Raw genomic sequence first — 25,571 nt, forward strand, 5'->3', positions numbered from 1 at the left:
CTCTTTAAGGGCGCAGCGATGCGCCCTTGTCATTTACTGCGCTTCCACGTCGATGTGCAGCGCATCGTAACGCCAATACTCCAGATCGCAATCGATCACCCGGTCGTGCTGATCGCGGTTCACCCGCGTAATGAACAGCGCCGGGCTGCCGTAGGTCACCTTCAGCATGGCGGCGGCCTGCTGCGGCAGCAGGGTGGGCAGCATGTCGAAACGCACCCGGCCGTAGTGAATGCCGTAGCGCGCGGCGTACAGCGCGGTCAGCGACTGGGTCAGATCTTCGTCCAGTATGCCGGGGAAGTAGGCCGGGTTGAGGTAGTGCTCGCAGTACAGCACCGCGCGCCCGTCGATGTAGCGCAGCCGGCGAATGCGATAGGCCTCGGCACCGGGGGGCAGCGCCAGGCGGCCGGCCAGCGGCGCGTCGAGCGTGACTACCGCGCTGTCGATCGCCTCGGTATAGGCGGCGCGCCCCTGTTGCTGCGCCATGGCGTGAAAATGGCTGCGCTGCAGCGGGTTGTAGATAAGACGCGGGGGCGAAATGAACCAGCCGCGCCGCACCTGGCGGTAGATGACCCCCTGCGCCTCCAGTTGGCCGAGCGCCTCCTGCAAGGTAATGCGGGTGGTGGCGAACTGTTCGCTCAGGGCGCGTTCGGAGGGCAGCTTGCCGCCCACGGCGAACTCGCCTGCGGCGATGCGCGCGTTCAGTGTTTGGCAGATGGTGGCTACGGTCGTCGGTGCTTCACTCATACAGCGGGTGTCCCGTTTCAGTGCGTTTGGCCTCCCTTAAGGTAGACCAGCGTCGCGTTTTCGCCGTTGCAATGGGTGATAAAACCGTCGCTTTTTTAAGCTGACATATAATTATCACATTCGTCCGTTAGATTGGTTTGGTCCTTGCTGGACTAGTCCAGCCCTCCCCACACTACCACCTGGAGCATCAGTTATGAAACGTTTGTGCGCTTCTGTGTTCACCAGTGCCATCGTGTTATCCAGCCACATGAGCTGGGCCGCGGATACCGATCTGGCGGCGCTGGAGCAGGCCGCGAAGAAAGAAGGTGAAGTCAACAGCGTCGGCATGCCGGACAGCTGGGCCAACTGGAAAGGCACCTGGCAAGATCTGTTGAGCAAATATGGCCTGAAGCATGTCGATACCGACATGAGCTCCGCGCAGGAGATCGCCAAATTCGATGCGGAAAAGAACAACGCCACGGCGGACATTGGTGACGTCGGCGCGGCCTTCGGCCCGGTGGCGGTGCAGAAGGGCGTAACGCAGCCGTACAAACCCTCTACCTGGGATCAGGTGCCGGAGTGGGCGAAAGACCAAGACGGCCACTGGGCGCTGGCTTACACCGGCACCATCGCCTTCATCATCAACAAACAGCAGGTGAAAGACATTCCGCACAGCTGGGCCGATCTGCTGAAGGGCAGCTATCAGGTCACCATCGGCGACGTCGGCACCGCGTCGCAGGCGGCCAGCGGCGTGCTGGCGGCCACCTACGCCATGGGCGGCAACGAGAAAAACCTCAAGCCGGGCCTGGAATTCTTCGGCAAGCTGGCTAAGGCCGGCCGCCTGAGCCTGAGTAACCCGGTGATCGCATCGCTGGAAAAAGGGGAAGTGCAGGTTGGCGTGGTGTGGGACTTCAACGGCCTGAATTACCGCGACCAGATCGACAAAACCCGTTTTGAAGTGCTGATCCCGTCGGACGGCTCGATCACCTCCGGCTACACCACCATCATCAACAAATATGCCAAGCACCCGAACGCCGCCAAGCTGGCGCGCGAATACATCTTCTCCGACGCCGGCCAGATCAACCTGGCGCGCGGCTATGCGCGCCCGATCCGCGCCGAGCATCTGACGCTGCCGGACGACGTCAAGGCCAAGCTGCTGCCGGCCGAGCAGTACAAGAACGCGCACCCGATCGCCGATCCGGCGGCCTGGGAACAGAGCGCCAAAGCGCTGCCGCGTATGTGGCAGGAAAACGTCATTATGTTTATGCAGCAGTGAGTTAACGCACCATGAAAACGATCCTCGTGCTGCTGGACGGCCTCAACTACCGGGTGGCGCACGACGCCATGGGCTATCTGCAGGCCGAATGCGCGGCGGGACGCGGACGGTTGTACCTGTTGGAGAGCGAGCTGCCCTCGCTCTCCCGGCCGCTGTATGAATGCATCCTCACCGGCGTCACGCCGGTGGAGAGCGGCGTGGTGCACAACCACGTCTCGCGCCTTTCTCATCAACAAAGCGTGTTTCATTACGCGCGCGCCGCCGGGTTGACCACCGCCGCCGCCGCGTATCATTGGTTCAGCGAATTGTATAACCGCACGCCATTCGACGCCGCGCGCGACCGCCATACCGACGCCCCCGAGCTGCCGATCCAGCACGGGCATTTCTATTACGACGACGGCTATCCCGACAGCCATCTGTTCGACGACGCCGAAAGCCTGCGCCTGCGGCATCAGCCGGATTTCCTGCTGATCCACCCGATGAACATCGACGACGCCGGGCACCGCTTCGGCCTCTCTTCGCCGCAGTACCGCAACGCGGCGCGGCGCGCCGACGGCTCGCTGTCGCGCTATCTGCCCGAGTGGCTGGCGGCCGGTTATCAGGTGCTGGTCACTGCCGACCACGGCATGAACGACGATCGCAGCCACGGCGGCGTGTTGCCGGAAGAGCGCCAGGTGCCGCTGTTCGTGTTCGGCTCGGGCTTCAGCCAGGACGATGCCAATCCGCAGCAAACCGAGCTGTGCGGCACGATCTGCGATCTGCTGCAGGCGCCGCACGACAAGCCGCGCTGCCGGGCGCTGCTGGCGCAGGATGCGCGATGAACGGCAAAACCAAATGGATCGCCGCGCTGTGCCTGTTGCCGTTTATCGTGCTGTTCGGCGCGTTTCAGATCGCCCCGCTGGTGTGGATCGCCGTTCACAGCTTTTTCAGCGAGACCGGCGGCTGGGGATGGGGCAACTATGTCGATATCCTCACCTCGCCGTTCTACCTGCAGGCCTTTCAGTTCTCGCTGGAGATCTCGCTGTGGTCGAGCGTCTACGGCTTGCTGATTGCGTTAGTGGGCAGTTACTCGCTGCGCCAGCTCGGCCAGACCCGATTTCATGACTTCGTGATGTCGTTCACCAACATGACCAGCAACTTCGCCGGGGTGCCGCTGGCGTTCGCCTTCGTCATTCTGCTGGGGCTGAACGGTTGCCTGACGCTGTTGCTGCGCAAATACGGTTTGATGGAGAGTTTCAATCTCTATTCGAAGAGCGGCCTGATCGTGCTGTATACCTATTTCCAGATCCCGCTGGGGGTGCTGTTGCTGTATCCGGCGTTCGACGCGCTGCGCGCCGACTGGCGCGAGTCGGCGGCGCTGCTCGGCGCCGGCCCCTGGCGCTACTGGCGGCATATCGGCCTGCCGGTGCTGGCGCCGGCGCTGATGGGCACCTTCGTCATTCTGTTGGCCAACGCGCTGGGCGCCTACGCCACGGTGTACGCGCTGACCACCGGCAACTTCAACGTGATCCCGATCCGCATCTCGGCATTGGTGGCAGGGGACATCTCCCTCGATCCGAACCTGGCCAGCGCGCTGGCGATGCTGCTGGTGGTGATGATGGCGTTTATCACGGTGATCCACCAATGGATGCTGCGCAGGAGCTACCTCAATGCGCGCTCATAATCGGATGGAGAATGCTCATGTCGCGTGCTGAACGCCTGTACCATCGCACGGTGACCGGCCTGCTGCTGTTGATCCTGCTGCTGCCGCTGGCGGCGACGCTGATTTACGCGCTGGCCACCCAGTGGGGCGCCACCATTTTACCGGACGGTTTTACCCTGAAGTGGCTGACGGCGCTGTGGAGCGACCCGCGCTTTTTGCAGGCGCTGTGGCACTCGCTGTTGATCTGCTTCGGCACGCTGCTGCTGTCGGTAGTGGTGATCCTGCCGGCGATGTTTGTGATCGCTTACTACTTCCCCAAACTGGACGCGGTGATGAACGTGCTGATTCTGCTGCCGTTCGCCGTGCCGCCGGTGGTGTCGGCGGTGGGGCTGATGCAGCTGTTCGCCGCCGATCCGCTGCCGCTGCTCGGCACACCCTGGATTTTGGTGGGCTGCTATTTCACCATCGCGCTGCCGTTTATCTACCGCGCCATCAGCAACAACATGCAGGCGATCAACCTGCGCGATCTGATGGACGCCGCGCACCTGCTCGGCGCCAGCACCTGGCAGGCGGCGCTGTGGGTGGTGCTGCCGAACCTGCGCAAGGGCGGAACGATCGCCGTGCTGCTGTCGTTCTCGTTCCTGATCGGCGAGTTCGTGTTCGCCAACCTACTGGTGGGCAGCCAGTATGAAACGCTGCAGGTCTACCTGTACAACATGCGCAACGGCAGCGGGCACTTCACCAGCGCGCTGGTCATCTCCTATTTCGCCGTGGTGCTGCTCGTCACCTGGCTGGCGAACCTGCTGAATAAAAACAAGGGTTAACCCGATGGCTTATCTCAACGTCACCCGCCTGAACAAACACTATGGCCAGACCCAAGTGTTTCAGGATATCGATTTCACCGCCGAAGAGGGGGAGTTCGTCACCCTGCTGGGGCCGAGCGGCTGCGGCAAATCGACGCTGCTGCGCTGTCTGGCCGGCCTGACCCCGGTCGACAGCGGGCAAATCTTGTTGCAGGGTCAGGATCTGGTGCCGCTGGCGCCGCAAAAGCGCGGCATCGGCATGGTGTTCCAAAGCTATGCGCTGTTTCCCAATATGACGGTGGAAGGCAACGTGGCCTTCGGGCTGAAAATGCAGAAGCTGGCCGCCGGGCAGATCGGCCAGCGGGTGCAGGAGGTGCTGGCGCTGGTGGAGCTGAGCGATCTGGCGAAGCGCTATCCGCATCAGCTGTCGGGCGGCCAGTGTCAGCGCGTGGCGCTGGCGCGATCGCTGGTCACTCGCCCGCGGCTGCTGCTGCTCGACGAACCGCTGTCGGCGCTGGACGCGCGCATCCGCAAACACCTGCGCGAGCAGATCCGGCGCATTCAACGCGAGCTGAACCTGACGGCGATCTTCGTCACCCACGATCAGGAAGAGGCGCTGACCTTGTCGGATCGCATCGTGCTGATGAACAAGGGGCAGATCGTGCAGAGCGGCGATGCGGAAACCCTGTATACCCAGCCGGCGGACGCCTTCGCCGCCGGGTTTATCGGCAACTATAATCTGCTGACCGCCGAACAGGCCGCCCAGCTGACCGGGCGCAGCTATGTCGGCAAGGTGGCGATCCGGCCCGAATCGATCGGCCTGTTGCCGGCCGGGCAGGGGATCGGCGGGGTGATCCTGGGCCACAGTTTGCTCGGGAATGTGGTACGCTATCGGATTCAGGTTCGCGGTGTAGAATTGCTGGTTGACGTGCTCAACCGGTCGGTGGCCGACCTGCGGCCCGACGGCGAGCAAATTGGGCTACACTTGGAACCTGTTGTATTGCGGGAAGTTGCATGACTTCGCAGCGCGGCGCCGGGGCCTTTCCGCCGCCGCATTAACCCTTCTCTTCTGCGGTCTGCCGCCCGCCCGCTGTCCTGCCAGACCTACGCCCGGCAGGCGGGACCGCGCGCTGTACCCGTCATCTTTTGGCCTACCGGCTGCGGCTAAGGCGAACAGAACCGTTCCGTCTTTCCGCACCGCCTGACAGGCATCGGGTACCAGCCTCCTTTGGCCGGGCGTTAATGGAGCGTATCTTCCGTGCTGACCCTTCTTCACCTGCTTTCCTCCGTGGCGCTGTTGGTGTGGGGCACCCACATCGTGCGCACCGGGATCATGCGGGTTTACGGCGCCAATCTGCGGCGCGTGTTGAGCGACAGCGTTGAGAAAAAGCCGCTGGCGTTCGTTTCCGGCATCGGCGTGACCGCGCTGGTACAGAGCAGCAACGCCACGGCGCTGCTGGTGACCTCTTTCGTTGCGCAGGGGCTGGTGGGGCTGGCGCCTGCGCTGGTGATCATGCTCGGCGCCGACGTCGGCACCGCGCTGATGGCGCGCGTGCTGACCTTCGATCTTTCCTGGCTGTCGCCGCTGCTGATCCTGATCGGCGTCTTCCTGTTCCTCAGCCGCAAGCAGATGCGGATCGGCCAGATCGGGCGCGTCCTGATCGGCCTTGGGCTGATCGTGCTGGCGCTGGAGCTGATCGTGGCCGCCGCCACGCCGATCACCCAGGCGGCCGGGGTGAAAGTGCTGTTCTCGTCGCTGACCGGCGACGTGATGCTGGACGCCCTGACCGGCGCGCTGTTCGCCATCGTCAGCTATTCCAGCCTGGCGGCGGTGCTGCTGACCGCCACCCTGACCGCATCCGGCGTGATTTCGCTGAAGGTGGCGCTTTGCCTGGTGATCGGCGCCAACCTCGGCAGCGGCCTGTTGGCGATGATCAACGCCAGCGGCCAGAACGCCGCCGGGCGGCGCGTGGCGCTCGGCAGCCTGCTGTTCAAGCTGGTGGGCTGTGTGCTGGTGCTGCCGTTCGTTTCCTATCTGGCGGATGTGATGGCTCAGCTGCCGGGCGGCAGCGAAGAGCTGGTGATCTACTTCCACGTGTTCTACAACCTGATCCGTTGTCTGGTGATGATCCCGCTGGCCGGGCCGATGGCGACGCTGTGCGAGCGGCTGATCGTCGACGTGGCGGCCGACGATCCGCGCATGCGTCCGCGCCATCTGGACGCCAGCGCGCTGGACACGCCGACGCTGGCGTTGGCCAATGCGGCGCGCGAAACGTTGCGCATGGGCGACGTGGTGGAACACATGATGATCCTGCAGCGCGAAGTGCTGCACGGCAAGCAAGGCGTGGATAAAGAAGTGCGGCGCCTCGACGATGACGTCGACGTGCTGTACACCGCCATCAAGCTGTATCTGGCGCAGATCCAGAAGGAAGATCTGGGCGAGGAAGACTCGCGCCGCTGGGCGGAGATCATCGAAATGGCGCTTAACCTGGAACAGGCGGGCGACATCATCGAGCGCATGGCCGGCGACGTGGGCGCCAAGTCGCACGCCGCGCGCCGCGCCTTCTCGGCGGAAGGATTGGCGGAACTGGATGGGCTGCACGAGCGGCTGATCGGCAACCTGCGCCTGGGGCTGTCGGTGTTCCTGTCCGGCGACGTCACCAGCGCCAAGCGCCTGCGCCGTTCCAAGCATCGCTTCCGCATTCTGGATCGCCGCTACGCGCACGCGCACGTCGATCGCTTGCATCAGCAAAACGTGCAGAGCATCGAGACCAGTTCGTTGCATTTGGGATTGTTGGGGGACATGAAGCGCCTGAACTCGCTGTTCTGCGCCGTGGCTTACAACGTGTTGGACCAGGATGCCAAGGATGACGATCGCGACTGGGAAGACACCCCGAGCACGCTGTAAAAAAACGCCCCCGGTTTTCATCGGGGGCGTTGTGCAGGAGAGGTGCGTTATTTGCCGCTGAACACGCCGGCTTTGGCGTCCGCCTGCTGAGTCGAAGCATGGCCGCTGACGAACGGCACGTTGCCGTCGACGCTTTGCTTCGCCGCGCCGCCTAACAGCCCGCCTACCGTGGCCGCCGCATCGACGCGGCCGCCGCCCTGATAGCGTTGGCCGCTGACGTCCTGCTGGCTGACCTTGCTGCCGCCCAGTTCCACCTTGCCCTGCTGGCTGCGGATCTCGCCGCCGGTCAGTTGGGTTTGGCCGCCGACCTGCAGCGCCACGCCGTGCTTACCGGTAATCGCCGACTGCTCGCCGACCGCGTTGTTGTTCACCACGTCGGCATTGACCTTGAGCTGCCCCTGGCGACCCGCCGGCCCGGTGATGCTGTCTTTCACCGCGCCGCCGACGGTGCGTGCACCGCGATCCCACAGCGGGCCCTGCGGTTTCTCGCCGGCCGGCGTTGCCGGCAGCGTCACTTTGCCGTCGGCCTTGCTGAAGCTGACCGCGCCGGTGGTGTCCTGCTGCGGATCGAGGCGACGCGCCACGCTGTTGTACTTGTCGGTGGTGGCGTCGGCCACTTTATTCACCCCGGCGTCCAGTTTCTCTTTCACTTTCCCGGCGTAGCGCGGCGTGCCCACCTTCGACAGCTTGGAGGTGATGCTGCTGCCCGGATCGTTGCTGTGGCTCAGCCCGGCATCCACCTCCACCTTCACGCCTTTCTCGACGTCCTTGCGGCTTTCAACGCGCAGATCGCCGCCCACCTTGCCCTGTACGCTGTCGGCATCGACGCGCGCCCCGGCGAGGCGGGTGTCCTTGCCGCTGTTGAGCGCCACGTCGCCCGCGGTGATGCCGGTGTTGGCGTGGGTGGTTTTATCCTGCTGTTCCACGCCGACCTTCAGACCGGCGCCCAGCGTATGGGTGTCTTTGCCGGTGTTCGGATCGACCTTGCCGTTGGCGTCCTTGTTGAACGTTTGGCCGCCTTTGGCGTTGGCTTTGATGCCCAGGCTCCAGTTGTCCTTGTGCTGCTCGTTCTTGGCGGACTCCAGCAGGATGCCGCCGTTTTTCGCCTCGAGCGCGGCGCTGCCGCCGCTGACCCTGGCGCCCTGCAGATGCAGCGCGTCATCGCCTTTGCCGTTGGCGGAAAGGGTGACCTTGCCGTCTGAGGCGAGAGTGGCGCCCTGGCGTTCGGTCGCGGACTCATTCACCTTGGCGATGTCGAAGGCGCCGCCGGCGGAGAGGCTGCCGCCGGTTTTTTCCTTGCTGTCGCTGCTGCCGGCGCCCAGATCGAGATTGCCGGACAGCTGGTTCTCCTTACGCGTTTGGGTCGATTCCGCCGCCTGCAGCGCAACCTTGTTGCCCGCGCTCAGGGTGACGTCGCCCTGGCTCTTGACGTTGGTGCCCTGCAGCGTCAGATCGCGGCCCGCCTTCAGCTCCACGCCCTGTTGGCCGCTGACGTTGCCGACCTGCGCGGTGCTGCTGTTGCTTTCGCCGTTGTTGGTGCCGCCGCCGAAGCCGGCGCCGAAGTTTTTGCTGTCGGCGGTGAAACCGCCCTTGGCGGAGGCTTTGACGTTGAAACCGCTGTGGTTTTCGCTCTGCTTATCGCTGGCCTGATCGAAGCGGATATCGCCGCCGGCGTTGACGGCGGTTTTACCGCTGCCGCCGTTCAGCGCGGTGCCCTGATAGACCGCATCTTGTTTCACGTTGACGTTGATGCCGTTGGCCGCGTCGATCGTGCCGGTCACCGCCTGGCTGGCGTTGCTGCTGCTGCGCTGGGTGCCGCCTTCGCCCTTGGCGTCTACGGTCAGATCGCTGCCGGTGGAGGTGTAGACGCGCACGCCGGCGCTGCCGCGGGTATCGCGGTTCTGCTCTTCCTGGCGGTTCGTCGCGGCTTCGCTGCGGTGGCTGTCCGCCGTCAGCGTGACCGCGCCTTTGCTCGCCTGATACTGCGTGCCCTGATCGCGCACTTCGCCTTTGGCGTTGATGTCGATGCTGCCGGCTTTCACCGAGCTGACCACCGCCTGCGAGCTGCTGCTGCGTTTTTCGCTGCTGCCGCCCTGCGCGCCGATATCCAGGCCGACGTTAGGCGCGCCGATGCCGCCGATGTCGTTGATGACGCCGGTGGCGTCCAGCTTGGCCGCCTTGCCGACCGCGCGCTCGACCGGGCGGGTCACGGCGCTGTAATCGACGTTGGCGCCGATGTTCACACCAACGTCGGTTTTGGTGGTGGTGCTGCTGGCGGTGTCGGCGGCGGCCAAATGATCGACGCCCGCGGCGTTTTCTTGATAGGCACCGCCGACGCTGTGCTGCGCGCCTTGCTGGGTCAGCTTGTCACGGGCGTTGACAGTCAGGTTGCCTTTGACGTCGCTGCCGGAGGTGACCGCCTTGCTGCTCTGCGCCTGCGTTTTGCTGTTCTCGTAGCCGGCTTCCACGCCGCTGCCGAGCTTGTCGATGCCGCCGGTGTAATAGAAACCACCGCCGATCTTGGTCTGCTCGGTGTTCGAGGTGGTTTTATCGTCGGCCGCCAGGAACGAAACCTTGTTGCCGCTGACGCTGGCGTCGCCTTTGTCGGCGACCAGTTTGGAGCCGCTGAAGGTCACGTCCTTCTCCGCCTCGAGCTTCACGCTGCCGCCGCTGAGGGTCGAGGCGCGGTTTTCGGTGCGGGTGGTTTTCTCGCTGTCGCGGGTGTGTTCGATGCGCAAACCGGCGCGGTATTGCTTGTCGCCGGCTTCTTTGGCGTAGCCGTTGACGGTAAGCGCGGTCTTCTGCTCATCGATTTTTTGCTGCTGTTCGGCGGCCTTGACGTTGATGTTGCCGGTCTGCGACGTCACGCTCAGCTCGCCGCCGCTGGCGACCTGGCTGCCGATCACATCGGTATCCTTACGGCTGACCAGCTTCAGGTTGGTGTCAGACTTCAGCTCGCTGGCGGTGCTGCTCTGGTAGCGGTTGTCGGCCTTGTGCGAACTGCTGGTGATGTTGAAGGCGGTGCCGGTGCGCGCATCGATTTTGTCTACGGTGGTGCTCAGCGCGTTGTCGATGCGCAGGCCGCCCTGGGTGGCGGTGACCAGGCCGCCTTCCTTGCCGCGCGCCTTGCTGCCGGTGATGGTGACGCCCTGCTGGCCGTTCAGGCGCAGGGTGCCGTCGCTGGTCAGCTCGGAGGCGTGGCTGATCTCGCGGCGGTTGCTGTTGTTTTTGTTGTCGCCGCCGCCGATGCCGCCCCAGGAGGTTTTGTCATCGCGTACCGCTTTGGCGTTGGCGGTTTTCTGCACCCCGACCTGGATCTGGTTGTCTGCGTCGATCGTCAGATCGCGCTGGGCGTGGACCTTGGCGCCCTGGGTAGTGACATTGCGACCGGCTTTCAAGGTCAGTTCGCCCTGGCTACGCAGTTCGCTGGCCTTCAGGCTCTCGCTTTCGTCGCTGCTGCTCCAACTGCCGGTGCGCAGGCTGGAGGTGTGGTTGCGCTGATAGCCGCGCTCGGTGGACTTATCCTTCTCCACCAGCCCGGCGAGGTGCACGTCGCGCGCCGCTTTGACGCTCAGCGCCCGATCGGCGCTGACGTTGGCGCCCAACAGGTTCACGTCTTCCCGGGTACTGACGAGTGTGGCGTTGCCGCCGGCGGCAACGGTGCTGCCCGCCTGTTGTTGTTGCTCATGCTCGCGGGTGACGTCGTATTGCCAGGAATAGAACCAGCGGTCGTCGGTGTGACCCTGAGTCTGTTTCAACTGCTGGCCGTCGAGCGTCAGCTTGCCGCCCTGGAGGGTGATGTCTTCGCCGCGAATATCGGTGGCGGTGAGGTGCGCGTGGTTATCCGCCACCAGGCTGATGTTCTTGCCTTTCAGCTCGGTGCGGGTCAGCTTCTGACTGCTGCTGCGATCGTTGACGTAGATGCCGCCGCGGTAGTTCTGGTAGTTGTCGCCGCCGTTGCGGTTGCTGCTGGCGTCGTCAACGCGGCTTTCGCTGCGAATATCGTAGGCTTTCACCTTGAGCTCGTCGCCGGCGGCCAGCGTGCCGGCCAGCTTCACGCCGCTGCCCTGCGCGGTGTTGATGATGTTGATGCGCCCGGCCTGCATGCTGCCGAGGTAGTAGCTGTCCAGCGCCGTGGTCGGCTGTACGCTGGCCAGCACCTTGCCGTCGCGCGCCACCCGGTTATGGCCGCTGATGGCGTTGATCGCCGCCGGCGTCACGCTGCCGTTGCGATGGGTGAAGTCTTGCACGATCACGTCGCCGCGGCTGTCTATCTTCGGCGCGATCAGATCCAGCACGCCGCCGGCGTTCAGGACGCCGTTGAGGCTCAGGGTATTGCGGTTGTCCAGGGTGCTGTAGCCCTGCAGCAGGCCGTTCTCCACCAGCGGGTTGCCGACCACCAGCGAGGAGCGGCTGGTGTTGATGAACCCGCAGCCCTGGCAGCTGATGCCGTTCGGGTTGGCCAGCACGTAGTCGGCCGCCATGCCGAAGATCTCTTGCTGGCCATGCAGCAGCGACGGGTTGCGGCCGATCACTTCATTGAGGATCACGCTGGCTTCGCGCCCGCCCAGATTGGGGTTGGCGCCCAGTTGGCCGGCCAGCTGCGACAGCCCCGCTTCGCGAGAGTTGTTCAGCACGGCGCCGGGCTGGTTGACGTTAAAGTCCTGGTATTGGTTGTGCGACAGCCCGTTGCCGTTCGGCGCGACGATGTCGACCACCTGCGCGCCGGTCGCGGCGGTGGAAACGCCGGGGCCGTTGGCGCCGTTGGCCGCCACGATCTCCGCGGCGTAGGCGCCGGCGGAAGCGGCGAGAATAATCGCCAGCGCGGCGGCCAGTTTGCCCGCTGCTGAAAGCCTGAAGTTATTATTTTTCATCCATGTTTCTCCGTATATTGCCGTGGGGTCCTGCAAAACTGCTGATTAAAAGGTGTAAGAAAAGCGCGCCAGTACCTGAACGGGATCTTCCGGCGTGGCGTGATTCGACAAGATCCAGCCGCGGCTGACCTCGAGATCGACCAGCGCCTGCCGATAGCGCAACGTGGCGCCGCTGCTCAGGCCGGCGCTGCTGCGCCACCCCGAGCTGTCCTGGCGCGGCAAAATACGGCCGACGTCGGCGCCGAGGCGCGGCGTCAGCGTGGTGGCACCCAGATTGAAGCTGCGCGACAGCGTGTTCTGCAGATACCAGCCGTTGTCGCCTGACTGGGTGCTGCGGCTGAAGCCGCGCACGGCGCTGCGATCGGTAAGGCTCAGCCACTCCACGCCGGGCAGCGGGTCGCGGCTGTACTGGCCGTAGAACAGGTTGTTGAGCTGATAGGTGGCGTCACCCAGGTGAAGGCGCTGGCTGAGGTTGGCGAACAGCTTGCCTTTGGTGAACTGGCTGTCGAGATGCACCGAGCTTGGGTGGCGACCGGCCCCCAGCCACGGCAGGCCCTGTTCGACGCTGAGGTTGGCGCTGAACACCCCGTTGGGCAGAATTTGCAGGTGGCTGGCGCTCAGTTCGGCCAGGGTCAGGGTGGGGCTGCTGACCTCGAGGCGCACGCTTTCGAAGTAGTTGTCGATGCGCTTGTAGGTCAACTGGCCGCTCAGGCTGTCTATCTGATCGCGATCGCGGTAAAACACGTAGTCGCTGCGCAGACCATACTGCTGGGTCTGGCCGTGCAGTTTGACCAGGTTGTGCGGCAGCTGCTGGTGGTTCTCATAGGAGGAGAAGCTGGCGAACCCGCTGAAGGTGAACGCGCCGTACGGCAGCGAATAGAGCAGGGTATAGGCGCGGTTATAGCGATGAGCCGGGTTTTCCAGCGTGCTGTTGGCGTTCAGGCTGACGAAGTCCGACAGGCCGAACGGGCTGTCCAGCGTGGCGGTGGCGCGCGCCAGCCACTGACCGGTGCTTTTTTGGCCGTAATTATCCGTGCCGACGGTCATCAGCCAGGGCTTGGCATGCTGATTGCGCAAACGAATGACCGAACCGCCAACCTGGCGGCCGGGCAATATATCCAGCTTGGTGGTATTCGATTGCAAACGGTTGGCCTGATCCAATCCCTGGTCGAGCTCGGTTAATTTCAACGGCTTGCCTTCCAGCCCTGGAAATAATAAACGGCTGTTGACCCAGCGATCGCCGCCTTCTATTTTCTCGATAAATCCTTCGGTGACGCTTAATCCCAATTCTCCCTGTGAATTAGGGCGAACAATTTGCACGCGCGCGGTGATATAGCCTTTTTGCACATAAAGGCGTGTTAATTCACGGGTCAGGCGATTGATATCGTTGCTGCTGATGCAGTTTTCCGGCAGCGCGCTCAGGGCGGATAAATCGGCCGGCGAGAGCAGGGTGACGCCCTGCAGATAAACGCCGGCGATCGGCAGGCACTGCGCGGACTGCGGCAGGGCGGGCGCGGCCGGTTCCGGCTCCGCCAGCAAGCGTTGCTGCTTCAGCTGCTGGTAGCGGCGTTGCTCAATCAACTGGTTGACTTCACGCGTGCTGTCTTGCAGCGCGCGGCGCGACTCCCCCATCGACATATCCCGCATCATGTGGGCGTCCGGCAGGGTTTCGGCGGAAAGGGCCGTGCTGACCAACAGCGTCAAAGCGGTGATTTTTTTTATCATTGTAATCCATTATGAGAGGCCGCCGGGGCAGCCAGCCCAATCCATGAGGTTAACCACGGGCGGCCGACGGCCGGCCCGAAATAATGAGCGACATGCACATTGCGAGGTATCTTGATTTGCCGCGGCAAATAAGACGGTGGGTATATATCTAAATAATAATTAGGCTGCTTCTTTTGTGGCGGGCAACCCTGGCGACTTAATTAATTAAAAAAAGTAGAACGTCTCTTCCTCTTGCCAACATTATCGGCATGGCTAGGAAGAATCTGAATTTTTATTTTTCACGGATGATAGGGGATGAGGGGAATTATGACAATCCGACCAGTGGGAAATACGAAATTTCTCAGGAAAGAAAAGGGACGCAATTGTTTGCGTCCCTACAGGCGGTTTATTTTTTCTTGATGGGGCGGCCGGACCAATAGCCCGCCAGCAGCGAACCGGAAAGGTTGTGCCAGACCGAGAACAGCGCACCCGGCAGCGCGGCCAGCGGCGAGAAGTAGATTTTGCCCAGCGTGGCCGCTAGCCCGGAGTTCTGCATGCCGACTTCGATCGCCAGCGTGCGGCAGGTGGATTCGTCGAAGCCGAACAGCTTGCCGCCCCAATAGCCGCTCAACAGACCGATGCCGTTGTGCAGGATCACCGCGACGATCACCACCAGACCGACCGAGGCGATATGGCTTTGGCTGCCCGCCACCACCGCGCTGATGATCGCCAGGATGCACACCATCGACAGCGCCGGCAGCAGCGGCTCGATGCGTTTCACCGTTTTGGTCAGGGTATGGTGGACGATCAGGCCCAGGCCGATCGGGATCACCACGATCTGCAGAATGCTCAGCAGCATGCCCATGATATCGACGCTGATTTCGGCGTCGACGTACAAACGGGTCAGCAGCGGCGTGGCGAACACGCCCACCAGCGTCGAGACCGCCGAGATGGTCACCGACAGCGCCACGTCGCCCTTGGCCAGGTAGATCATCACGTTGGAGGCGGTGCCGCTGGCCACGCTGCCCACCAGCACCATGCCGGCGGACAGATCCGGCGGCATGCGGAACAGCATCGCCAGGATCCAGGCCGCCAGCGGCATGATCAGATAGTGCAGGAAGATGCCGGCCGCCACCGGGCCGGGGCGCGCCAGCACGCGTTTGAAGTCGTCCAGCCGCAGCGTGACGCCCATGGCGAACATGATCAGCATCAGCAGCGGGCTGACGTAGGGGCCGATGCCGGTAAAGGTGGTCGGCGTGTAATAGGCGGCGACGGACAGCAGTATCGCCCACAGGGGGAATAAACGCGTGAGTAATGCCAACATGCAGGTTTTCCTTAGCCAGATTGAGAACGGTGGGTGTGGTCGTGTTTTTTGCGGGTTCAACATGCTGAACCCCTGCCGGTTTTGAACGGATTTTTTAGACGCAGGGGCGCAGCGTGCTGCGCCCGCAATCGGGGATAATGACTTATTCGAACAGGTTGTGATGCAGGGTGCGCACCACCTGTTCGGCTTCTTCGCCCGGCACCAGGAAGCACAGGTTATAGCTGCTGGCGCCGTAGCAGATCAGGCGGATATTGAACGGATCGAGCACGCCGAACACCTCTTTGCCTACGCCGCAGGCGCGCGATAGCTGGTTGCCGATGATCGCCACCAGCGCCAGGTTTTCTTCCACTTCCACCCGGCACAGCGACGACAGCTCGGTCAGCAGCGAGGTGGTCAGCAGGCTGCCGCCAACGGAGGTGGCGCCGGTGGTGTCCATGGTCAGCGCAATGCTGACCTCCGAGGTGGTGATCAGATCGACGGAGACGTTGTGGCGCGCCAGAATGTTGAACACCTCCGCCAGGAAGCCGCGCGCGTGCAGCATGTTCAGGCTGTGCAGCGTCAGCAGCGTTTGCTTGCGGCGCAGCGCCAGCGCGCGGAACAGCGGCGGATTCTCGGTGGTGTTGCACACCAGCGTGCCGCCGGCCGCCGGATCCTTGCTGGAGCCGACGAACACCGGAATGTCGCTGCGCACCGCCGGCAACAGGGTGGCCGGATGCAGCACCTTGGCGCCGAAGGTGGCCATTTCCGCCGCCTCTTCGAAACCGATTTTGTCGATGCGCTTGGCCGCCGGCACCACGCGCGGATCGGTGGTGTAGATGCCCGGCACGTCGGTCCAGATATCCACCCGGCCAACGCCGAGCGCCTCGCCGAGCAGCGCGGCGGTATAGTCGCTGCCGCCGCGGCCGAGCGTGGTGGTGCGGCCTTTCGGCTCGCTGCCGATAAAGCCCTGGGTGACCACCAGCGCTTCCTGCAGGCGCGGCTGCAACTGCGCCCGGGCCAGTTCGCTGAGCGCGGCGCTGTCAGGCACGGCGCGGCCGAAGTGATCGTCGGTGCGCATCACTTTGCGCACGTCGAACCATTCGGCCTGCACGTTGCGGGCGCGCAGGATTTCAACGAACAGCAGGGTGGACATCAGCTCCCCATGGCTGACCAGTTCGTCGGTCAACGCCGTCGAGGTGGCCAGCGACGCGGCTTCCGACAGCATGGCGATGTTTTCCAGCAGGCGGTCGATCTCTTCGCGGATCACCGCCGGCGCCGTGAGGCGATCGAGGATGGCGTACTGGATGCGGCGGATCTCATCAAGCCGGTAGTTGCGCTTGTCGGCCTCGCAACCCTCGGCCAGGGCGACCAACAGGTTGGTGACGCCCGCCGAGGCGGACAACACCACCAGGCGGACCTGCGGGTTGGCCAGCACGACGTCGGCGCTGCGGTTCATGGCTTCAAAGTCGGCGACGCTGGTGCCGCCGAATTTGGCTACCACGGTGGAATTCTGGGGTGCTGCTTGGTTCATCTAGAAACCTCGTGTCAGGGATGCCCGTTTGGGGGCACTGTAATTCCATAGCCTTGGCACAAGGGGGAGAGCGGTAAACAGGGGGCAGGCGTAGAGGTCAGGCTACGATACACCCAGAAGCGCCCCACCTTGTCGATCGCCCTGCGGGCGATCCCCTGGTGACAACCCAGGGGATTCAGCCCCTGTAGTCGATAGGATAATGGCCGGCCATTACCCTACCTCGGCGTCGCTCCCCCTCGGGTGCCGTCAACGGAGAAACGGCTCCTCTGACACTCTACCTGGGCGACGCGCCTCTTCTGGCTTGCGCACCGGGTGCGCAAGTAGGCTGTTAGGAATAGCCGGTTATCGCCATTCTGTCAACGTACAGACGGTGAGGGATTTTCATCTTGCACCAGCGCGATAAGCGTACAGGGCATCGCGGGCGTGGAACCGGCGCCAATCGGTTGCAGAGAACCGTCTTCCTTTTGGCTGAATAACGGAATAACGCCCTGATGTTTCTCCAAATACTCCAGCCAACCGAAATTTTCGTTCAATTTGGTCGCTTTGATGGTGGCTCCCCTGGCGAGCAGGCTGCTCAGGCGGCCGTAGGTGGCTTCCTGATTAAATAAAATTTCATGCCGGCGGAAACGCGAGCTTTCCGCGCTGGCGCCGCGCCCTTTCAGCGGCGCACCCGAACGGATGGCAAACACGTGATCCTCGCCGAAGAGATGACCGAAGTGGTAGACCGCCAGCGCGTTCTGGTGGCGGTTGGGCGACAGCGCCAGCACCTGGGCGATATTGCTCAGATCGAGATAGTTCTCGGCGTGTTCGGAGTAGGCGTGGCCATAGTAGGCCGGGATGCCTTCCATGCGCGCCTGGCGGTAGTATTCCCAGCTGCTGTCGGTGACGATTACCGGCACGTTCAGCTTGATCAGCGCCTGCGCCAGCATGCGCGCCACGCTGTTGGCGCCGACGATCAGCACGCCGCGCGGCTTTTGCTGCTGCACCCGCAGCCAGCGCGCCATCATCCCGCTGGTCAGGCTTTGCAGCACCACGGTGCCGATGATGATGGCGAACACCACGGTCACCAGCCGGTCGGCGCCCTGGTAGCCGCTGCGCTGCAGCGTCAGCGCGAACAGCGAGCTGACCGCCGCGGCGACGATGCCGCGCGGGGCGATCCAGCACAGCAGCAGCCGATCGCGCCAGTGCAGGGAAGAGCGCCAGGTCGACACCGCGATGCACAGCGGCCGGGCGATGAACTGCACCACCAGCAGCAGCAGGAGCAGCGGCCAGCCCATGTTCCACAGCGCCTGGATATCGAGCCGCGCCGCCAGAATGATGAACAGCGCCGAGATCAGGATCGCCGACAGCTCCTCTTTGAACGCCAGAATATCGCTGGTGTCCACGTCGCGCATGTTGGCCAGCCAGATGCCCATCACCGTGACGGTCAGCAGGCCGGATTCGTCGGCGATGGCGTTGGAAACGCCGAAGGCGGTCAGCATGATCGCCAGCACCGCCAGGTTCTGCAGGTAGCGCGGCAGCCAGACGCGGCGCAGCGCCAGGCCGAGCAGGTAGCCGAACAGTGCGCCGGCGATCAGGCCGACGGCTGCGGTCATGCCCAGCGTCCAAAACAGATGGGTATAGGACTCCGCATTCTGTTTCAGCACGATGAATTCGAACACCAGCAGGGTGAAGATGGCGCCGACCGGATCGATGACGATCCCTTCCCAGCGCAGCACCTGGTTAATGTTGGCGTTCGGCCGCACCACGCGCATCAGCGGGGCGATCACTGTCGGCCCGGTCACCACCGTCACCGCGCCGATCAGCGCCGCCAGCTCCGGCGGGAAATCCAGCAGCCACCAGCTGGCGAGGCTGATGACCAGAAAGGTGACCAGCATGCCGACGGTGACCAGATTGCGCACCACGCCGCCGAGGCCGCGTATCTCCTCGAAACGCAGCGTCAGCGCCCCTTCGAACAGGATGATCGCCACTGACAGCGACACCAGCGGAAACAGCAGATCGCCGAACAGCAGATCCGGCTGCACCAGATGCACCGTCGGGCCGAGCACGATGCCGAACAGCAACAGCGGCAAAATGGCCGGCAGGCGCAGCAGCCAGGCCAGCCACTGCGCCAGCAGCGACGCTAGGCCGATAAGCACCAACATGAGCGGGGCAGATAATTCCATAAGCGAGATCCCTTTCAAATGACGAAATAAGCAACGATGACACAGCCTGATGACAATTCGGCAACCCCGATAACAGGCCGTTAGCCAAAAGTATAGAGTGAAAGCTGAAACGAGGCGGCACTGCGTTGACAGTTAGCGCCTATCGCAAGAAAAGAGATCATAATCACAGTCGAACAGGCTACAATCGGACAACGCGTCATTTTTATTCTCAAGCCTAAGAGTGTTGCTATGAAAAATATCAATCCTAGTCAAACCGCTGCTTGGCAAGCCCTGCAGCAACATTATGCACAGATGAAAGACGTACGGATCGCCGACTTGTTCGCCCAGGACAGCGATCGTTTCTCCAGGTTCTCCGCGACCTTCAACGACCAAATGTTGGTGGACTATTCCAAGAACCGTATCACGCAGGAAACCCTGGAGAAGCTGCAGGCGCTGGCGAAAGAAACCGATCTGCAAGGCGCCATCAAATCGATGTTCGCCGGTGAGAAAATCAACCGCACCGAAGATCGCGCGGTGCTGCACATTGCCCTGCGCAACCGCAGCAACAGCCCGATCCTGGTCGACGGCAAAGACGTGATGCCGGAAGTGAACGCGGTGCTGGCCAAGATCAAACAGTTCTGCGCGCGCGTCATCGGCGGCGAGTGGAAAGGCTACACCGGCAAACCGATCACCGACGTGGTGAACATCGGCATCGGCGGTTCGGATCTCGGCCCTTACATGGTGACCGAAGCGCTGCGCCCGTATAAAAACCACCTGAACATGCACTTCGTCTCCAACGTCGACGGCACCCATATCGCCGAAACGCTGCAGCCGCTGAACCCGGAAACCACGCTGTTCCTGGTGGCCTCCAAAACCTTCACCACTCAGGAAACCATGACCAACGCCCACAGCGCGCGCGACTGGTTCCTGAGCAGCGCCGCCGATCAACAACACGTGGCCAAGCACTTCGCCGCGCTGTCCACCAACGGCAAAGCGGTGGCCGAGTTCGGCATCGATACCGACAACATGTTCGAGTTCTGGGACTGGGTAGGGGGCCGTTACTCCCTGTGGTCGGCGATCGGCCTGTCGATCGCGCTGTCCATCGGTTATGACAACTTCGAGCAGCTGCTGAGCGGCGCGCACGCCATGGACAAGCACTTCGCTGAAACGCCGGCGGAGAAGAACCTGCCGGTGCTGCTGGCGCTGATCGGTATCTGGTACAACAACTTCTTCGGCGCCGAAACCGAAGCCATTCTGCCGTACGATCAGTACATGCACCGTTTTGCCGCTTACTTCCAGCAGGGCAACATGGAATCCAACGGCAAGTACGTCGATCGCAACGGCAATCCGGTGGATTATCAGACCGGCCCTATCATCTGGGGCGAGCCGGGCACCAACGGCCAGCATGCGTTCTACCAGCTGATCCATCAGGGCACCAAGCTGGTGCCTTGCGACTTCATCGCGCCGGCCATCAGCCATAATCCGCTGGGCGATCATCACGCCAAACTGCTGTCCAACTTCTTCGCTCAGACCGAAGCGCTGGCGTTCGGCAAGTCGCTGGACGTGGTGGAGGCCGAGTTCGCGGCGCAGGGTAAAACCCCTGAGCAGGTCAAGCACGTGGCGCCGTTCAAAGTGTTTGAAGGCAACCGCCCGACCAACTCGATCCTGCTGCGCGAAATCACCCCGTTCAGCCTGGGCAGCCTGATCGCGCTGTACGAGCACAAGATCTTCACCCAGGGCGCGATCCTGAACATCTTCACCTTCGATCAGTGGGGCGTGGAGCTGGGCAAACAGCTGGCTAACCGCATCCTGCCGGAGCTGGCGGGCAGCGAGAAAATCAGCAGCCACGACAGCTCGACCAATGCGCTGATCAACCGCTTCAAGGAATGGCGCTAAGCGCCTGAGCTGAAGCCAATAAAAAACCCGCCGCGGCGGGTTTTTTTACGTCTGCAAAAAATTACAGGTTGATCGGCACTTCGAAGCTGACGCCGGCGCCCACGTCGTCGGCGGTGCTGTGATCGCTGTTGGTGTACCACAGGCTGGTATCGAATTTAACCTGAGAATCGAAGCTGTAACCCCAGCCGAGCTGAATGCCTTTCAGCGTATCGGAACGCGGGAACGCCCGGTTGATGGTTTGGTTGTTCGGATTCACCTTGGCGTACACCAGGCGGGTGCTCCAACGCTGGCCGTCGTCCAGCACCATTTCCACGCGGCCGGACAGCATCTGACCGTCGCCGCCCATCGCATGGCCCAGCGGGTAACCTTGCTGGTAGTAACCGCCCCGATAGATGTAATGATTGTACATCACGTTGTTGGCGTTGCCGTTAGAGCGGGTATCAGTACCTTCGATATGCCAGTTGATCGTGGTCGGGCCCCATTCCGGATGGCCTTCAAGCCCCAGCATGTAGGCGTTATGCGAAGGCAACATGCCTGCTTCATCTTCACCGGTGATCTGGCCATACAGGCTGACCGGCATGCCGATGAGCGGCTGCAGCTTGAGTTTGAAGTCAAAACCGCCCAACTGGTTGCCCGGATCGTTTTTCGGATCGCCGGTATTGTCGTTGCCGGTGACGCCATCCCAGAAGGAACTCCAGGAGTGCGGACGGCCATCACCACCCCACATCATGACGCGTGAAGCGCCCAACTCCAGGAAGTCGGTCGGCATCATGGTCAGGCGGCCACCGATCAGCTTGGTGTCCGGCACGGTAGCGTACTGCGACAGCTGGCCGGCGGACAACTGGTATTGCCAGCGGCCGATCCACGACAGCCACGGGGTTTCAAACGGCGATTGGTCGGCGCGCTGCAGCATAAAGCCAGCCACCGGGCGCGCGGCGTCGGAACGGATCAGGCTGCCGTCGTAGCCAGGGCCCCACCACTGGGAAACCTCGCCGAAGGAGAGCCATTGGTTCCAGATTTTCACCGCGCCGTAGGAGCCGTTCATGTTGAATTTGGAGCCGTCGCTGACGCGCTGATCGCCTTCCACCGAGCCCTGCAGACGCACGTCCCAGAACTCGCCGTTGGCGCCGGCGCCGATGGTCAGGCGATCGTCGGCGTATTCGTTTTGGCCGAAGCCCTGCGGGGTGCCGGGTTTATCGGTCGAGGCGTAACCGCTGACGCGAATGTTGGCTTTCAGGGCATCGACGCGGCGTTGTACGCGGTCGATAACGTTTTTCTCGGTGTTGGTCACCGGCTTGGCCTGCGCGATAACGGAGCTGATCTCTTCCTGGCTCAGCGGCCAGGTGGACAGGCTGACGTTGATGACGCCGCGGTCAGACAGCCAGGCGAGATCGTTACGCAGATCGTTGTCAGGGGCTACCAGGCCGGCGGCGTGGCCGGACAATGCACAGGTAAACAGGCCCGCAGCGACCAGTCCGTTAAGTTTAGCGCGCATAAAGAATTCCCTTGTTAATTCGAGGTTATTGGTTTTATGTAAAGATCTCTGTGTCCCATGATAGTTGACATTTCGATTTGCTACAAATCTATAGGTCAGAAACATCTTATTATAACGTGATGAATTAAATGGGGTTTAAAGTGCTTTCGCGAGGGGCGGAATTTTTAGGACAATGCCTATATTGGCACGGTTGAATCATATACGCGGTATTCAGAGAGAGGTTTTATGGCAAAAACGTCGCGTTCGATAATGATAGCGAAGGGGCTGCAGCGGGTGCTGAACGTGGGCTTGCTGCTGCTGGCGGCCATTCTGGTGGTGTTTCTGGTCAAGGAAACCCTCCATCTGGCGAAGGTGTTATTTATCAACAGCGAAGAGTCGTCCTCTTACCTGTTGATTGAAGGCATTGTGATTTATTTCCTGTACTTTGAATTTATCGCCTTGATCGTCAAGTATTTTGAGTCGGGTTATCATTTCCCGCTGCGCTATTTTATTTACATTGGCATTACCGCGATTATTCGTTTGATTATCGTGGATCACAAAAATCCTATCGATACCCTGATCTACGCCGCGGCGATATTGGTGCTGGTGGTGACGCTTTATCTGGCTAATACCGACCGGCTGAAACGAGAGTAGCGATAAAAATGGCGGCCCAAGGCCGCCGAAGACACAGGATATCATTACCCGACGTCTTTCAAGCTACAGCGTTGTTGACTGCACTCGCTGTAACTTGAAATCCATAGGGTAAAAGATAAGAAAAGACATCAAACGCACTGCAGTGGCACAAATTACCCCTTCACGCCGCCGGCCGTCAGGCCGCCCACCAGCCAGCGCTGCGCCAGCAGGAACACGGCGGTAATCGGTATCGCCGACAGCACCGCGGCGGCGGCGAAGTCGCCCCACAGGTAGTTCTGCGGGTTGAGATATTGCTGCATTCCCACCGCCAGCGTGTAGCTGTTCACATCGCGCAGCAGCAGCGATGCCACCGGCACTTCGGTGATGGCGGCGATAAACGACAGAATAAACACCACCGCCAGAATCGGCACCGACAGCGGCAGCAACACCAGACGGAACGCCTGCCACGGCGTGGCGCCGTCCAGCGCCGCCGCCTCTTCCAGCGAGTTGTCGATGGTTTCGAAATAGCCCTTGATGGTCCAGACGTGCAGCGCGATGCCGCCCATGTAGGCGAAGATCACGCCGCCGTGGGTATTCAGGCCGATAAACGGAATGTACTGGCCCAGGCGATCAAACAGGGCGTACAGCGCCACCAGCGACAGCACCGCCGGGAACATCTGGAAGATCAGCATGCTTTTCAGCAACGTGCTCTTGCCGCGAAAGCGCATGCGGGCAAAGGCGTAGGCGCAGGTGGTAGACAGCGTCACGATGCCGATGGCGGTGATCGCCGCGATCTTGATGGAGTTCCACAGCCACAGCAGCACCGGGAACGGCGGCGGCGTCACGCTGCCGTCGGCGTGGGTGACGCTAAAGCCGAGCGCCAGCCGCCAGTGATCCCAGGAGAGGGTTTCCGGTATCAGGCTGCCGGTGGCGAAGTTGCCGGAGCGCAGCGAGATGGCGACCACCATCAGCAGCGGGAACATGATCAGGGCGATAAAGCACAGCATCAAAATATGGGTGATCCACAGGCGCAGGCGCTGGGATTTGGGTTGAACCATGGCCATCGTCATTCTCCCTAATCGAAGTTCATCTTGCTGGCTTTCAAATTCAGGATCGCCAGCGCGCCCACCAACAGGAAGATCAGCGTGGCGATGGCGGCCGCCAGCCCGAAGTCTTGCCCGCCGCCGCCTTCGAAGGCGATGCGGTAGGTGTAGCTGACCAGCAGATCGGTATAGCCGGCCGGCGTCGTGGTGCCGATCATGTCCGGGCCGCCGTTGGTCAGCAGCTGGATCAGCACGAAGTTGTTAAAGTTGAAGGCGAAGCTGGCGATCATCAGCGGCGTCAGCGGCTTGATCAGCAGCGGTAAGGTGATGCGGAAGAAGTTTTGCCACGGGTTGGCGCCGTCCATCGCCGAGGCCTCGTACAGATCGTCCGGGATCGCCTTCAGCAGCCCCATGCACAGGATCATCATGTACGGGTAGCCGAGCCAGGTGTTGACGATCAGGATCATGCTCTTGGCGGTGAGCGGATCGCTGAACCAGGCCGGTTTGATGCCGAACAGATGGCTGAGCATCATGTTGATCTCGCCGAAGCTCTGGTTGAACAAACCTTTGAAGATCAGGATCGAGATGAATGACGGCACCGCATAGGGCAGGATCAGCAGCACACGGTAGATCGCCTTGCCTTTCAGCGCCTCCCACTGCACCACGCAGGCCAACACCATGCCGACCGCCACGGTGAGGATCACCGTCATCACCGAGAACACGATGGTCCAGATGAAGATCGACACGAACGGCTTTTTGATGCCCTCGTCTTGTAGCACCCGCAGGAAGTTTTTCCAGCCGGTGGTGACGGTATAGCCCGGGCTCAGGGTTTCCTGCGCCCAGCCGCCGTCGGCGTTGATCGCCTGATAGAAGCCGGTGTCGCCGTTCGGCCGGTAGCGCACCTGGGTCTGGTTATTGGTCAGCGTGCTGCCGTCTTGGTCCAGCGCATACAGCGGGCGGGTGCCGGAGAACTGGCGCAGGGAGCTCATGCGCAATTCACCGCCGTCGGGCAGCTGCGCCACCAGCTGGCTCAGCGCCTGCCGGTTCTGGGTGATCACCCGCAGCGTGGCGCGCTCGCCCTGCGGCGCGGCGCTCTGCGCCGTCAGTTTCAGGGTTTGCGGCGCGGCGGCGTCGAGGCGGAAAGGCTCGGAGATCAGCGGTGCTTCGCCGTCCGGCGGCGTCAGCTGCAGGCGCCACTGCTGGTTTTCCGCCGGGTAGAGGCCGAAGGTAAAGGTTTTGCCGCTCTGGAACTGGCGCTGCATCAGCACCGATTGCGCGCGCTCGAAGGTCAGCTGGTTGGTGCTGCTGTAGTTGGTGAAGGCGATGGCGATGGTGCAAATCAGCGGGAACAGGACGAACAGCCCCATGCCGGCGACGCCGGGATACACATAGCGCCAGGCGTAGGCGCGGCGGTTGGCGAAGACGTAAAGCCCGGCGCTGACCAGGATCAGCGTCAGGATAGCGAACAGGTATTCACCCTGTGCATACATCAACACAATCAGGTAGCAGGTCACCAGGCTGAACAGGCTGACTACCAGCCATTTCAGCGCGTCGCTTTGCCACCACTTCGATTTTTTACGCGCAGGCGTCCCGGCGTGAGCGAATTGCATAGGGCGT

17 protein-coding genes and 1 riboswitch are annotated in these 25,571 nt (G+C 62.2%); of the genes, 8 read left to right on the plus strand and 9 right to left on the minus strand.

The window, feature by feature from the left end:
* Positions 1-33: 33 nt before the first annotated feature.
* The gene (locus ACJ8IM_RS23435) at positions 34-744 is read right to left on the minus strand and encodes a UTRA domain-containing protein (RefSeq protein WP_060388477.1); all 711 of its coding nucleotides are present in this window, start codon (positions 742-744) and stop codon (positions 34-36) included.
* A 193-nt stretch (positions 745-937) separates the two neighbouring features.
* On the opposite strand from ACJ8IM_RS23435, the gene ACJ8IM_RS23440 reads away from it, so the two are divergent.
* The 6 genes from ACJ8IM_RS23440 to ACJ8IM_RS23465 all read left to right on the plus strand — a co-directional run bounded on the left by ACJ8IM_RS23440 (position 938) and on the right by ACJ8IM_RS23465 (position 7,352).
* Positions 938-1,999 (plus strand): ABC transporter substrate-binding protein, encoded by a 1,062-nt coding sequence (locus tag ACJ8IM_RS23440; RefSeq protein WP_101455695.1) that lies wholly within the window; start codon positions 938-940, stop codon positions 1,997-1,999.
* Between the two features lie 11 nt (positions 2,000-2,010).
* A complete protein-coding gene (locus ACJ8IM_RS23445; protein ID WP_101455694.1) occupies positions 2,011-2,820 on the plus strand; it encodes an alkaline phosphatase family protein in 810 nt (269 codons plus the stop codon).
* The gene (locus ACJ8IM_RS23450) at positions 2,817-3,662 is read left to right on the plus strand and encodes an ABC transporter permease (protein WP_033649696.1); all 846 of its coding nucleotides are present in this window, start codon (positions 2,817-2,819) and stop codon (positions 3,660-3,662) included. The genes ACJ8IM_RS23445 and ACJ8IM_RS23450 overlap by 4 nt, the downstream gene beginning before the upstream one ends.
* Before the next feature lie 17 nt (positions 3,663-3,679).
* A complete protein-coding gene (locus ACJ8IM_RS23455; protein WP_033636228.1) occupies positions 3,680-4,465 on the plus strand; it encodes an ABC transporter permease in 786 nt (261 codons plus the stop codon).
* 4 nt (positions 4,466-4,469) lie between these two features.
* The gene (locus ACJ8IM_RS23460) at positions 4,470-5,462 is read left to right on the plus strand and encodes an ABC transporter ATP-binding protein (protein WP_033649699.1); all 993 of its coding nucleotides are present in this window, start codon (positions 4,470-4,472) and stop codon (positions 5,460-5,462) included.
* Between the two features lie 240 nt (positions 5,463-5,702).
* Complete coding sequence (locus tag ACJ8IM_RS23465; protein ID WP_033636226.1) at positions 5,703-7,352, plus strand: Na/Pi cotransporter family protein; 1,650 nt, start codon at positions 5,703-5,705, stop codon at positions 7,350-7,352.
* A 47-nt stretch (positions 7,353-7,399) separates the two neighbouring features.
* Here the strand turns inward: ACJ8IM_RS23465 and ACJ8IM_RS23470 are convergent, their stop codons facing one another.
* From ACJ8IM_RS23470 to ACJ8IM_RS23490, 5 genes are all read right to left on the minus strand, one after another.
* On the minus strand, positions 7,400-12,226 hold the full coding sequence (locus ACJ8IM_RS23470) for a hemagglutinin repeat-containing protein (protein WP_033654725.1): 4,827 nt from the start codon (positions 12,224-12,226) through the stop codon (positions 7,400-7,402).
* A gap of 45 nt (positions 12,227-12,271) precedes the next feature.
* Positions 12,272-13,951 (minus strand): ShlB/FhaC/HecB family hemolysin secretion/activation protein, encoded by a 1,680-nt coding sequence (locus ACJ8IM_RS23475; RefSeq protein WP_033654724.1) that lies wholly within the window; start codon positions 13,949-13,951, stop codon positions 12,272-12,274.
* A 385-nt stretch (positions 13,952-14,336) separates the two neighbouring features.
* The gene (panS, locus tag ACJ8IM_RS23480) at positions 14,337-15,254 is read right to left on the minus strand and encodes a ketopantoate/pantoate/pantothenate transporter PanS (protein ID WP_025304471.1); all 918 of its coding nucleotides are present in this window, start codon (positions 15,252-15,254) and stop codon (positions 14,337-14,339) included.
* A gap of 142 nt (positions 15,255-15,396) precedes the next feature.
* Positions 15,397-16,764: a lysine-sensitive aspartokinase 3 gene (gene lysC, locus ACJ8IM_RS23485; protein WP_033649702.1), complete on the minus strand. Its 1,368-nt coding sequence runs from the start codon at positions 16,762-16,764 to the stop codon at positions 15,397-15,399.
* A 109-nt stretch (positions 16,765-16,873) separates the two neighbouring features.
* Positions 16,874-17,068: riboswitch (Lysine riboswitch) on the minus strand.
* 52 nt (positions 17,069-17,120) lie between these two features.
* Positions 17,121-18,929, minus strand: coding sequence for a cation:proton antiporter (locus ACJ8IM_RS23490; protein WP_033636220.1), 1,809 nt, complete (start codon positions 18,927-18,929; stop codon positions 17,121-17,123).
* A 228-nt stretch (positions 18,930-19,157) separates the two neighbouring features.
* Here ACJ8IM_RS23490 and pgi point away from each other — a divergent pair, with 228 nt between their 5' ends.
* Positions 19,158-20,804, plus strand: coding sequence for a glucose-6-phosphate isomerase (gene pgi / locus ACJ8IM_RS23495; protein ID WP_033636219.1), 1,647 nt, complete (start codon positions 19,158-19,160; stop codon positions 20,802-20,804).
* Between the two features lie 61 nt (positions 20,805-20,865).
* Here the strand turns inward: pgi and ACJ8IM_RS23500 are convergent, their stop codons facing one another.
* The gene (locus ACJ8IM_RS23500; RefSeq protein ID WP_033654723.1) at positions 20,866-22,299 is read right to left on the minus strand and encodes a capsule assembly Wzi family protein; all 1,434 of its coding nucleotides are present in this window, start codon (positions 22,297-22,299) and stop codon (positions 20,866-20,868) included.
* Positions 22,300-22,524: 225 nt separating this feature from the next.
* On the opposite strand from ACJ8IM_RS23500, the gene psiE reads away from it, so the two are divergent.
* Positions 22,525-22,932, plus strand: coding sequence for a phosphate-starvation-inducible protein PsiE (psiE, locus tag ACJ8IM_RS23505; protein WP_033636217.1), 408 nt, complete (start codon positions 22,525-22,527; stop codon positions 22,930-22,932).
* 152 nt (positions 22,933-23,084) lie between these two features.
* On the opposite strand, the gene malG is transcribed toward psiE, so the two are convergent.
* Together malG and malF are read right to left on the minus strand one after the other, a co-directional pair.
* The gene (gene malG, locus ACJ8IM_RS23510) at positions 23,085-23,975 is read right to left on the minus strand and encodes a maltose ABC transporter permease MalG (RefSeq protein ID WP_004936696.1); all 891 of its coding nucleotides are present in this window, start codon (positions 23,973-23,975) and stop codon (positions 23,085-23,087) included.
* 11 nt (positions 23,976-23,986) lie between these two features.
* Positions 23,987-25,564, minus strand: a complete 1,578-nt coding sequence (gene malF / locus ACJ8IM_RS23515; RefSeq protein WP_033654722.1) for a maltose ABC transporter permease MalF — start codon at positions 25,562-25,564, stop codon at positions 23,987-23,989.
* Positions 25,565-25,571 lie beyond the last annotated feature (7 nt).

Origin of the sequence: Serratia sp. CY33525 (assembly GCF_052169115.1) — a bacterium.
GTDB classification, from domain to species: domain Bacteria; phylum Pseudomonadota; class Gammaproteobacteria; order Enterobacterales; family Enterobacteriaceae; genus Serratia; species Serratia sarumanii.

What these genes read in the sequence shown, in the direction of transcription:
- psiE (WP_033636217.1), top strand. Translation starts at nt 22,525, where the DNA reads ATGGCAAAAACGTCGCGTTCGATAATGATAGCGAAGGGGCTGCAGCGG.
- ACJ8IM_RS23450 (WP_033649696.1), top strand. Translation starts at nt 2,817, where the DNA reads ATGAACGGCAAAACCAAATGGATCGCCGCGCTGTGCCTGTTGCCGTTT.
- ACJ8IM_RS23500 (WP_033654723.1), bottom strand. Translation starts at nt 22,299, where the DNA reads ATGCGCGCTAAACTTAACGGACTGGTCGCTGCGGGCCTGTTTACCTGT.
- ACJ8IM_RS23470 (WP_033654725.1), bottom strand. Translation starts at nt 12,226, where the DNA reads ATGAAAAATAATAACTTCAGGCTTTCAGCAGCGGGCAAACTGGCCGCC.
- pgi (WP_033636219.1), top strand. Translation starts at nt 19,158, where the DNA reads ATGAAAAATATCAATCCTAGTCAAACCGCTGCTTGGCAAGCCCTGCAG.
- lysC (WP_033649702.1), bottom strand. Translation starts at nt 16,764, where the DNA reads ATGAACCAAGCAGCACCCCAGAATTCCACCGTGGTAGCCAAATTCGGC.
- panS (WP_025304471.1), bottom strand. Translation starts at nt 15,254, where the DNA reads ATGTTGGCATTACTCACGCGTTTATTCCCCCTGTGGGCGATACTGCTG.
- ACJ8IM_RS23435 (WP_060388477.1), bottom strand. Translation starts at nt 744, where the DNA reads ATGAGTGAAGCACCGACGACCGTAGCCACCATCTGCCAAACACTGAAC.
- malF (WP_033654722.1), bottom strand. Translation starts at nt 25,564, where the DNA reads ATGCAATTCGCTCACGCCGGGACGCCTGCGCGTAAAAAATCGAAGTGG.
- ACJ8IM_RS23455 (WP_033636228.1), top strand. Translation starts at nt 3,680, where the DNA reads ATGTCGCGTGCTGAACGCCTGTACCATCGCACGGTGACCGGCCTGCTG.
- ACJ8IM_RS23440 (WP_101455695.1), top strand. Translation starts at nt 938, where the DNA reads ATGAAACGTTTGTGCGCTTCTGTGTTCACCAGTGCCATCGTGTTATCC.
- ACJ8IM_RS23475 (WP_033654724.1), bottom strand. Translation starts at nt 13,951, where the DNA reads ATGATAAAAAAAATCACCGCTTTGACGCTGTTGGTCAGCACGGCCCTT.
- ACJ8IM_RS23460 (WP_033649699.1), top strand. Translation starts at nt 4,470, where the DNA reads ATGGCTTATCTCAACGTCACCCGCCTGAACAAACACTATGGCCAGACC.
- ACJ8IM_RS23490 (WP_033636220.1), bottom strand. Translation starts at nt 18,929, where the DNA reads ATGGAATTATCTGCCCCGCTCATGTTGGTGCTTATCGGCCTAGCGTCG.
- malG (WP_004936696.1), bottom strand. Translation starts at nt 23,975, where the DNA reads ATGGCCATGGTTCAACCCAAATCCCAGCGCCTGCGCCTGTGGATCACC.
- ACJ8IM_RS23445 (WP_101455694.1), top strand. Translation starts at nt 2,011, where the DNA reads ATGAAAACGATCCTCGTGCTGCTGGACGGCCTCAACTACCGGGTGGCG.